Here is a 9,905-nt window from a genome sequence, read left to right as displayed (position 1 = left end):
AAGGCGTAAATATCAAAGTGTGTTTGTATGAGGCCCTGGGGCGCCCCATGCAACACGTAATTGGGACATAGCCATAATAAAGCCCGTTCGTTTGCTGACAAACAGCGCAATGAGCGTGATATCCCACCAATGCGTATTCGTATCAGCCCCATAAAAAGCCTCTTACGGAGCCCGATAGCACAATAAGAGCCGCAAGCGGCGCCCTGGCTTTGTAACAAAATGTCTTGGGGATAATTTGGGCTTGAACCCACTCAATTAGATAGATATGTTGTTTTCGTGTGATTTTATGAATGAAGCCATGAGCAATAAATGTCTCTAACCTGTTGAGTCTTCTGACACAATCTGTTTTTGGTACATTTTTCACTCAACCACTATTCATAGCATCTCATATGGGGCTTTTGTCCCGCTCAAGACATTCATCCTGTCTTGCCTGTTGCCGGATGCAGCAGTCTCTTGTGCCACGGAGTCGCACGGGATCAGGTTCAAGGCCGAACACACCACCGACAGAGACGTCACTTATGATCAAAAAACTGATTCTTTCTACCCTGCTGTTTTGCGGGATCGCCACGGCGGCCCCGACCCCAGCCCCTACCTCCACCCTGGATGCCGTGCTCGAACGCGGCGTGCTGCGAGTCGGCTTTGATGCCGGCTATCAACCCTTCGAGATGACCAACAAGCAGGGCCAATACATCGGCTTTGATGTGGATCTCGCCAAGATGGTCGCCAAAGAGATGGGCGTGAAGGTCGAGTTCGTCAACACCGCCTGGGATGGCATCATTCCGGCGCTGCTGACCAACAAGTTCGACGTCATCATGGGCGGCATGACCGTCACTCCCCAGCGCAACCTGCGGGTCAACTTTGCCGATCCCTACATCGTGGTCGGCCAGACCATAGTCCTGCGCAAAGAGAAGGCGGGCGAAATCAAATCCTTCAGCGACCTCAACGACCCGAAATACAAGATCGCGGTCAAGCTCGGCACCACCGGCGAGCAGGCAGTCAAGCGCCTGATCCCCAAAGCCACCCTGCTGCAGTTTGAAACCCAGGATGACGCCAAGCTGGAAGTGATCAACGGCAAGGTCGATGCGTTCGTCTATGACCTGCCCTACAACGCTATTTTCGCCTCCCAGAATCAGGGCGCCGTGGTGCACCTCGACAAGCCGTTCACCTTCGAGCCGCTGGCCTGGGCCATCCGCAAAGGGGATCAGGACACCCTCAACTGGTTCAACAACTACCTGCGCCAGATCAAGGGCGATGGCAGCTACGACCGTCTCTACAAGAAGTGGTTCGAATCCAACGCCTGGCTGAACCAGCTCAAATAACCTCAAAAGGGGGCGCCTTGCCGCCCCCTCTCGCAACACCCCACACAATAACGAGAAGAGGTTGTGACTGTGCACACACCCAAACCGACAAGACAGATGGAAAAACAGCCCAATCAGCTGCTCTGGCATGGGGTTTTCCTGCTGATGCTGCTGGTTGCCGTATTCGGCATCTACAAGGCTGTCCAGTCAGTGGATTACACCTGGCGCTGGGAACGCATTCCCCAATACATCGCCTATCAGGCGGAGCAGAAGAATCTGGCCGAATTTGACGGCACCGTGATAGCGGGCACCAGCGAGGCCGAGAAGGGCAAGCTGTTCCTGCAAGACGATCTCGACCCCAATGTGCGGCAAGCCATCGCCAGCACTGGCGTACAAGTCGCCGAAGGGGATACCGTTTTTCGTGGCGATACCCTCGACACCCAACTGAGCTGGACCGCAGGCCCCATCGCCTGGGGCGTCTGGGTCACCGTCAAGCTCTCGCTGGTAGCAGGCATCTTCGCCATCCTGCTCGGCACCCTGGCCGGGCTGGCGCGCCTCTCCCCCAATCCCGCCCTGCGCAATCTGGCGGTCACCTACGTTGAGCTCATCCGCGGCACGCCGCTGCTGGTGCAGATCTTCATCGTCTACTTCTTTATCGGCACCGTGCTGAACCTCGACCGCTTCACCGCCGGGGTCGCGGCACTGGCGGTCTTTACCGGCGCCTATGTGGCGGAGATCGTCCGCGCCGGTATCAGCTCCATCCACAAGGGGCAGATGGAGGCGGGCCGCAGCCTGGGTATGACCTCCGCCCAGACCATGCGCTATGTCATTCTGCCGCAGGCGTTCAAGCGGGTACTGCCACCGCTGGCGGGCCAGTTCATCAACCTGATCAAGGACTCCTCGCTGGTCTCGGTCATCTCCATCACCGATCTGACCAAGGCGGGGCGCGAGGTGGTGAGCTCCACCTTCAGCCCGTTCGAGGTATGGTTCACCGTGGCCCTGCTCTATCTGGTGCTCACCGGCACCCTCTCTTTTCTGGTACGCCGTCTCGAGGTGAAATATGCACGCAGCAACTGATCCCATCATCAAGGTGCAACAGGCGTCGAGAAGTGCAGCCATCACCGACACCCTCTTCGCCTTCCCGGTTCGTTTTCTGGAGGTGAAATATGCGCGCAGCAACTGATCCCATCATCAAAGCGACCGGCGTAGAGAAGTTCTACGGCTGCGAAGTGCACGCCCTGAAAAAGGTCAGCACCCAGGTGGCCGAAGGGGAAGTGGTGGTGATCGTCGGCCCCAGTGGCTCGGGCAAGTCCACCTTCCTGCGCACCCTCAACCAGCTGGAGACCATCAACGACGGCAACATAGTAGTCGACGGCATCTGCCTGACCGAGCCGGGCGATGTCAACAAGCTGCGGGAAGAGGTGGGCATGGTGTTTCAGTCCTTCAACCTCTTTCCCCACCTGACGGTGCTGGATAATATCTGCCTCGCCCCGCAGAAGGTGCGTGGCCTGTCGCGCCGTGAGGCCGAAGACAGAGCCAAGGCGCTGCTGCTGAAAGTGGGGCTGTCGGTGAAAGCGGCCAGCTATCCCTCCCAACTCTCCGGCGGTCAGCAACAGCGGGTGGCCATCGCCCGGGCGCTCGCCATGCAGCCACGCATCATGCTGTTTGACGAGCCCACCAGTGCGCTCGACCCCGAAATGGTGGGGGAAGTGCTGGATGTGATGAAGGGGCTGGCCCGCGAAGGAATGACCATGGTGGTGGTGACCCACGAGATGGGCTTTGCCCGCGAGGTAGCGGATCGGGTGCTCTTTATGGAGAGTGGCGAACTGCTGGTAGATGAAAAACCGGCCGACTTCTTCGACAATCCCCCCTCCCCACGCCTGCGCCAGTTCCTCAGTCAGGTGCTGTAGCCAACATGCTCTGCTGGATAAACGAAGAGGGACCGCAAGGTCCCTCTTCTTGTGTGTCACGCTGAGAAGGCTTAACCCAGCTGAACCCGAGTGCCCCTCTCATCGGCTCAGCGCGGGGACTTTCCCAGATAGCGCTCCACGATCACTTTCACCCCGTCACGTTTTTTGAGCTGATAGAGCTCCTTGTCAAACTGGTCGATAAAGGCCTGTTTGTAGGGGTACTCCCCCTTGCGGCTATAGCCGAGAAACCCCTGCTCCTTGCTGAGCACCGGCCCCTGTTTGAGCAGGGACATATCGGCCACCGCCAGCTGATCGGCCTTTATCATGTTGAGTAACTCATAGAGCAGGGAGAGGCGATCATTGATGGTGCAATCGACCCGGCCGCGGACAATCTTGAGCAGGTTCTCCCGATTGCTTTTCACCTCCTCCACGTCGATCTGCTTCTCTTTTACCGCCTGCCAGAAGGCATCGCCGCCGACGGCAAAACCGGCGTTCATGCCAAAACGCAAACCGTGATAGTCGAGCGGAAACCTAGCCTGCGGGGTATTGGCCGCCACACTGGCGCCGCACATCACCACCAGCTCTTCATCCAGCATCGGCTGGGAGTAGGGCCACATATAAGGGCGGGTATCGGGCATGTAGTAAGGTGGAAAAATAGCGAAGGCGGCCCCCTGCTCCACCATGCTCAGACCGCGCCGCCACGGCATGGGCTTGAGCACCACCTCATAGTCAGGCATGGCAGAGGTCACCTCACGGATGATGTCGGCATAGATCCCCCTGACCTCATCCCCTTCCTGCCAGGAGTAGGGGGGATAGGCGGCATCAGCCAAGATCTCGACCCGGGTCTTGGCGTGCGCCATCATGCACAACCCCAGCAACAAGCAACACCAGACGCGCATAAGCCAGCACCTCCTGAAAAAGCCTGCATCAAGCATAGCCATCCACTGCGCCTTCCTCTGCTGCCGAGCCATATTTCATGCCATCTCTTCGTTGGCTGAAAAATGTTAATGAAATATTAAAACCATCCTTTATGCTGGAGAGCAATTGCTCTGAATGGATGGCCGCATATGGATGTGCAACTGCTTCTGCTCTACCTCTCACCGGTTTTTCTGGCCTTTATCGGCTGGGAGATGCTCTACCTGCGCAAACATGGCGCGGCCTTTCCCACCGCTACCTACCAGTGGCGGGATCTGTTCGCCAACGCCGCCCTGGCCCTGATGCATCAGGGGGGCGATGCGCTGGCGGCCATCGCCATTGCTTATCTGTATGACACCCTCTGGGGCTGGCGACTGTTCGATATCGAGCTGAATCTCTGGAGTGTGCTACTGCTGTTCCTGTTGCAGGATCTCTGTTACTGGCTGTTCCACTTCACCAGCCACCATGTGCGCTGGCTGTGGGCCTCCCACGTGGTGCACCACAGCTCGGAGCGGCTCAACCTCTCCACCGCCTTTCGCCAGAGCCTGATGTACCCCATCTCCGGCATGTGGCTGTTCTGGATCCCGATGATTGTCATCGGCTTCCCGCCCGAGGCGGTGGTCGCCACCGTGCTGCTGAGCCTGGGCTTCCAGTTTTTCGTCCACACCCAGGTGGTGGGCAAGCTCGGCTGGCTTGAGTGGATCTTCAACACCCCCTCCCACCACAGGGTGCACCACGCCAGCAACGCCAAATACATAGACCGCAACTTCGCCGGGGTGCTGATCATCTGGGATCGTCTGTTTGGCACCTTTGTGGAAGAAGACCCGGCCGAGCCGTGCCGCTTCGGCATCACCAAGCCTATCCACAGCTTCAACCCCCTCACTCTCACCTTCCATGAGTGGCGCGACATGCTGCGTGACGCCCGTGGCCTACCCTGGCGACAAAAGCTCGCAGTGCTGTTTGGCAAACCGGCCGGACCAGCCAGCCGCTGAGCCTTCGCATCGAATAGCAACTCCCGGATAGCAAGCCCCTGATAACCAGTCCCTGATAACAAGAGAGCGCCACTGTGGCGCTCTCTTTTATGCTCAGTCACCTCTTCGATATCAGAGATGGGCGAACGACCAGACGGCGGGGATCAGGCTCAGCAAGGTCACTCCGGCCAGCCATCGCTCGCGGCCGCTCAGGCGCAGATCCGCTCCTAGCTGACGGCGGCTGTAGAGAAACAGCAGCAGACCCGGCCCGTAGAGCAACAACGACAGCAGCAGATACTCCACCCCGGCGGCATAGAGCAGCCAGAAGCCGTAACCGCTCGACACCAGCGCCACCGCCCGCATCAGGCCCCGGCCTTGCACGCTCTCACCCATCCTGCTGAACGAGAGCTTGAGCAGAAACAAACCGATCAGCAGGTAAGGCACCAAAATCATCGAGGTCGATATAAGCAGCAGACTGGTGTAGCCCTTGCCGAGCAGCCATACCAGCAGCAGGCAAGTCTGCACCGTCAGGCTGGTGAGCCAGAGCGATGCGATAGGCGTCCCATTGCGGTTCTGGCGCCGGAAGATGGCGGGAAACGCACCGTGTCGGGCCGCGCTGAACGGTACCTCCGCCGAGAAGAGGGTCCAGCTCACGTAGGAGGCAAGCACCGAGACGATAAGGCCGACGCTGATGAGCAGCTTGCCCCAGGAGCCGGTCATCTGGGCCATCAGCCCTGCCATGGAGGGGTTGGGTAGCGCTGCCAGCTCGGGCCGACTCAATATTCCGAGCGCCAGCACCGAGATAAGCACATAGAGCAGCAGCGCCAGCACCACACCAAGCACAGTGGCGGTACCCACATCCCGCTTGTTTCTCGCCCTAGCCGACAGCACCGCAGCCCCCTCGATACCGGTGAAGACCCAGAGGGTGATGAGCATGGTGTTGCGCACCTGCTCGGAGACCGGTACCGCCAGGCTACTGCCCTGCTGATCCGCCGCGAAAGTGACCGGATCGAACCAGTAGCAGGCAAACAGGATAAACAGCAGCAGCGGCAGGCTCTTGGCCAGGGTCGCCACCAGATTGAATAGCGCCGCCTGCTGCACGCCGCGGGCCACCAGCAGGTGCACCGCCCAAAGGATGCAGGACTCGCCGACAAACGCTGCCAGCGTGTTTCCCTCACCAAACCAGACCTGCTCCGGGGTATCGACGAAGCTGCCCAGCGCCGCAAAGGCGATCACCAGATAACCCACCACGCCGATGGTGGCGCAGAGCCAGTACCCCCAGGCGGAGAAGAAGCCCACCAGATCGCCAAAACCGGCGCGGGCGTAGCTGTAGATGCCGCCGTCGAGATCGGGCCTTAACCGCGACAGATAGAGAAAACTCATGGCGAGCGCCAGGATGCCCACACCCGTCACGCCCCAGCCGATCAGCACGGCGCGGGCGCCAGCCACCTCGGCCATGTTCTGGGGCAGGCTAAAAATCCCCGCCCCCACCATGGAGCTGAACACCAGCGCGGTGAGAGACCAGAGCCCAATCTTGTTCTCTTTCATGGGGACTCCTTAGCGCAGCCGGCTGCTCAGCGCCTGAATATGCTCGGGGCCGATACCGCAGCAACCGCCGATCAAATTCGCCCCGGCCGCACGCCAGCGCTCGGCCCAGCCGAGATAATCCAGCGGCCCCAGATCGGCGCGGATCTCGTCCAGCCCGTCGTTGGCGGTGGCCTCCTTGGGTTGCGGCGGGAAGGCGTTGGCATAGGCACCGAGGCGAATGTCAGCGCGGCCCAGCGCCTGCAATCGGGCGCGAGCAACCTCGAGGGCCCCCTCGATCACCTCGGGCTGACAGCAATTGAACAGGATGGCATCGACTCCGGCCGCCACCAGTGCGGTAACCGCATCAGCCACCCGCTCGCCGGAACGCAGTCGCGGCTCGTTGCCCGGCGCCTCATCTTCCAGCGTGAAGGAGGCCCAGAACGGCTTGCCATCGTCAGGCAGCAGCGCTTTCAGGGCCAGTGGCTCGGCAATCAGGCTCATGGTCTCGGCCAACCAGATATCCACATAAGGGGATAGCGCGCGGATAAGCGGCGTCGCCAGCTCGCTCACCTTGTCCGCCTTGAACAGGTCGGCACGGTAGGAGCCAAACAGCGGCGGCAGAGAGCCCGCCACCTGCACGGCGCCCTTCTGCGCGTCAGCCACCTCACGGGCCAGTTGTCCGGCCAGCGCTGCCAGCCCCTCCCCGTCGGCAAAGAAACGCTCATCGCCGATATGAAACGGCACCAGCGCATAGCTATTGGTAGTAATGACCCGGGCTCCGCTCGCCACATAGGCCTGATGCACGTCGCGCACCGTCTCTGGCGCCTCCATCAGGGCCAGCGCCGACCACTCCGGCTGACGAAACGGTGCACCCCGCCGTGCCAGCTCGCGCCCCATACCCCCATCCAGCACCCACAATTCCCTGGTTTCCATCTGTCGTGTCTCTTAGTTATGTGCGTTGTTTATTTGCGTATTTATCTGTTTGTTTTGTTGATCTGCGGTTTCGCATCGAATCGCTGCAGATCGTCCCGCTTCATCCTGGGAAGCCCTTTTATTATGTAGCCATCTAAACATATAGATGTTTAGATGGCCAAAGTAAGATAAAACAAAGTGCCACGGGCGGCAATCAGTATCAGCAGAAATCAGCGTGCAAACGGCGAGGCAAACGCAGAAATGCAAGAGGCCACCCAAAGGTGGCCTCATCACTATCTTGATCCGCTGGCGACTTAACGCCCGGCCAGCACTCGCTTAATCTGTTTGACCCAGTCGGAGACCCGACCCTGCTGCGGCAAACCGCGCCAGATCTGCTCCCACTGGGCAGGGCTGAGCGGACGACCGAGGCGACGCTGTACGCCTGCATATAGGTAGTCATGGGCCGTGGTGGCCGCATGCTCGGAGGTGAGGAATTTGGAGACCGGATCGGTCAACCGCACATCCCGCATGCCGAGCAGCGGATAGTCGTTGTGCACCGCCGCCAGCATGGTCTCGCGCATAGCCGACTCGATGTAGCCACGGGCAAACAGGGCGGTCACCGACTCCAGCGACCCCTGATCCGGGCCATGGTACTGCTCATCAAAGACCGGGCTCGGCTCGGCCATGCCGCTTTGCACCACCGCATCGGGATCCGGCTGCGGCACGACCACCGCGGGCTTGGGGGCAACCGGCTTGGCTGCCACTGTGGCTTTGCGCGGCGCGCTCTGGCTACAGGCACCCAGTGCCAGGGCGAGCGCGACACAGGCCAGCGCACGGGAATGAGACTGCATCTTCATGACTTTTATGTCGCTCCTTTTACGATTCCTGAGCTGGCTTCTCGGCCACCACCGGCTCGACCCGGGTAACCAGCAGCTGATCGATCTTGTAACTGTCGATATCCACCACTTCGAACTTGTAACCGGCATATTTGACCGAGTCAGTGCGCTTGGGGATCTTGCGCAGCATATACATGATGAAACCGGCGATGGTCTCGTAGTTCTGATCGTCCGGAAACTCTTCTATATCGAAGGCGCGCATCACGTCTGAGATCGGGGTCACCCCGTCCACCAGCCAGGAGTTCTCGTCCCGCTGGACGATCTGCTCTTCCACCACGTGGGTCGCCCACTCGCCCATGACGGTGCTCATCAGGTCGTTCATGGTGACGATCCCCACCACCAGCGCGTACTCGTTCATCACCACGGCAAAGTCGCCACGATGATTTTTGAAGTACTCCATCGCCTCATAGAGGTTCAGGGTATCGGGAATGATGATGACGTTTTGTACCAGCGAGCCGCTGTTGAGATCGATGCTCTGGCCGCTGATGACGCGGATCAGCAGCTCCTTGGCATCGACAAAGCCCTTGATGCTGTCGAGGTTGTGGTCACAGACCAGAAACTTGTTGTGGGGGTGTTCGGCGATCTTCGCCTTGATGTCCTCTTCATCCTCTTGCAGGGTGAAGTAGATGAGGCTCTCGCGAGCCGTCATGGCGGAGGTGACGCAGAGTGACTGCAGTTCGAACACGTTCTCGATGAGTTGATGCTCCTCGCGCTGGATAACTCCAGCCTCGGCACCGGCATCCATTACCGCATAGATATCATCGGAGGTGATCTCGTCGTTGCGCTCTGTAGAAATGCGCATCAGGCGAAACAGGGTATTGGCCAGACCATTGAAAATCCATACCAGCGGCATCAGCAGGGTGACGAAGAAGAGCATGGGGCGCACCACCACCACGGCAATCTGCTCGGGCATGATCATGGCCAGACGCTTGGGCATCAGATCGGCGATCAGGATAAACATACCGGTGACGAACACGAAGGACGCACCAGAGCTGATCTCGCCAAGCCAGGGTCCCTGGTAGAACTGGGAGACAATCCCCTTGATGGCGGGGTTGAGGGCAGACTCACCCAGGATACCACCCAGAATGGCGACGGTATTGAGGCCAATCTGCACCACGGTGAAAAAGTTGCCCGGCTGGGCCTGCAGGGCCAGCACCTTTTCGGCCTGGCGATTACCTTCATCCGCCATCACCTGCAATTTGATTTTGCGAGACGCGGCGAGAGAGATCTCGGAGAGGGAGAAGAACACACTGCCGCCAACCAGCAGCATTAAAAAGAACAAACTATCGGCAAAACTCATGATTAACCTATTGCTACACCCGCCTTAGCACAAGACGGCAAACTGGGCCCGGGAGACCGGACCGTGAGCCCATCCGGGACTCACACAGGGGGAGTATTCTATCAGAAAACAGCCAGTTGGGGGCTTTATCTTACTCCGACCAGTTATGCAACAAAAAAGGCGCTTCACGCGCCTTT

General features: G+C 59.3%; 10 protein-coding genes. 5 read left to right on the top strand and 5 right to left on the bottom strand.

The window, feature by feature from the left end; all coding sequences use genetic code 11:
- Positions 1-518: 518 nt before the first annotated feature.
- The 4 genes from G5287_RS16445 to G5287_RS16430 all read left to right on the top strand — a co-directional run bounded on the left by G5287_RS16445 (position 519) and on the right by G5287_RS16430 (position 3,208).
- Complete coding sequence (locus tag G5287_RS16445; protein ID WP_162517391.1) at positions 519-1,319, top strand: transporter substrate-binding domain-containing protein; 801 nt, start codon at positions 519-521, stop codon at positions 1,317-1,319.
- Between the two features lie 96 nt (positions 1,320-1,415).
- The gene (locus tag G5287_RS16440) at positions 1,416-2,375 is read left to right on the top strand and encodes an amino acid ABC transporter permease (protein ID WP_216977437.1); all 960 of its coding nucleotides are present in this window, start codon (positions 1,416-1,418) and stop codon (positions 2,373-2,375) included.
- Positions 2,359-2,481, top strand: a complete 123-nt coding sequence (locus G5287_RS16435) for a hypothetical protein (RefSeq protein WP_005350727.1) — start codon at positions 2,359-2,361, stop codon at positions 2,479-2,481. Before G5287_RS16440 ends, G5287_RS16435 begins: the two co-directional genes overlap by 17 nt.
- On the top strand, positions 2,465-3,208 hold the full coding sequence (locus G5287_RS16430) for an amino acid ABC transporter ATP-binding protein (protein WP_335851474.1): 744 nt from the start codon (positions 2,465-2,467) through the stop codon (positions 3,206-3,208). Before G5287_RS16435 ends, G5287_RS16430 begins: the two co-directional genes overlap by 17 nt.
- A gap of 107 nt (positions 3,209-3,315) precedes the next feature.
- On the opposite strand, the gene G5287_RS16425 is transcribed toward G5287_RS16430, so the two are convergent.
- The gene (locus G5287_RS16425; protein ID WP_421231566.1) at positions 3,316-4,107 is read right to left on the bottom strand and encodes a substrate-binding periplasmic protein; all 792 of its coding nucleotides are present in this window, start codon (positions 4,105-4,107) and stop codon (positions 3,316-3,318) included.
- A 168-nt stretch (positions 4,108-4,275) separates the two neighbouring features.
- Between G5287_RS16425 and G5287_RS16420 the strand changes: the two genes are divergently transcribed.
- A complete protein-coding gene (locus G5287_RS16420; RefSeq protein WP_319889271.1) occupies positions 4,276-5,115 on the top strand; it encodes a sterol desaturase family protein in 840 nt (279 codons plus the stop codon).
- Positions 5,116-5,226: 111 nt separating this feature from the next.
- Here G5287_RS16420 and G5287_RS16415 read toward each other — a convergent pair whose 3' ends face one another.
- The 4 genes from G5287_RS16415 to G5287_RS16400 form a co-directional block, all read right to left on the bottom strand.
- The gene (locus G5287_RS16415; protein ID WP_421231565.1) at positions 5,227-6,642 is read right to left on the bottom strand and encodes a basic amino acid/polyamine antiporter; all 1,416 of its coding nucleotides are present in this window, start codon (positions 6,640-6,642) and stop codon (positions 5,227-5,229) included.
- Positions 6,643-6,651: 9 nt separating this feature from the next.
- Complete coding sequence (locus G5287_RS16410) at positions 6,652-7,554, bottom strand: homocysteine S-methyltransferase family protein (protein ID WP_227340826.1); 903 nt, start codon at positions 7,552-7,554, stop codon at positions 6,652-6,654.
- 293 nt (positions 7,555-7,847) lie between these two features.
- Complete coding sequence (locus tag G5287_RS16405) at positions 7,848-8,390, bottom strand: hypothetical protein (RefSeq protein WP_069555291.1); 543 nt, start codon at positions 8,388-8,390, stop codon at positions 7,848-7,850.
- A 19-nt stretch (positions 8,391-8,409) separates the two neighbouring features.
- On the bottom strand, positions 8,410-9,729 hold the full coding sequence (locus G5287_RS16400; protein ID WP_216954078.1) for a hemolysin family protein: 1,320 nt from the start codon (positions 9,727-9,729) through the stop codon (positions 8,410-8,412).
- Between the last annotated feature and the right edge of the window lie 176 nt (positions 9,730-9,905).

This window comes from Aeromonas sp. 603079 (assembly GCF_049172135.1).
GTDB lineage: Bacteria > Pseudomonadota > Gammaproteobacteria > Enterobacterales > Aeromonadaceae > Aeromonas > Aeromonas veronii.
This window is presented reverse-complemented; position numbering and strand designations above follow the sequence as displayed.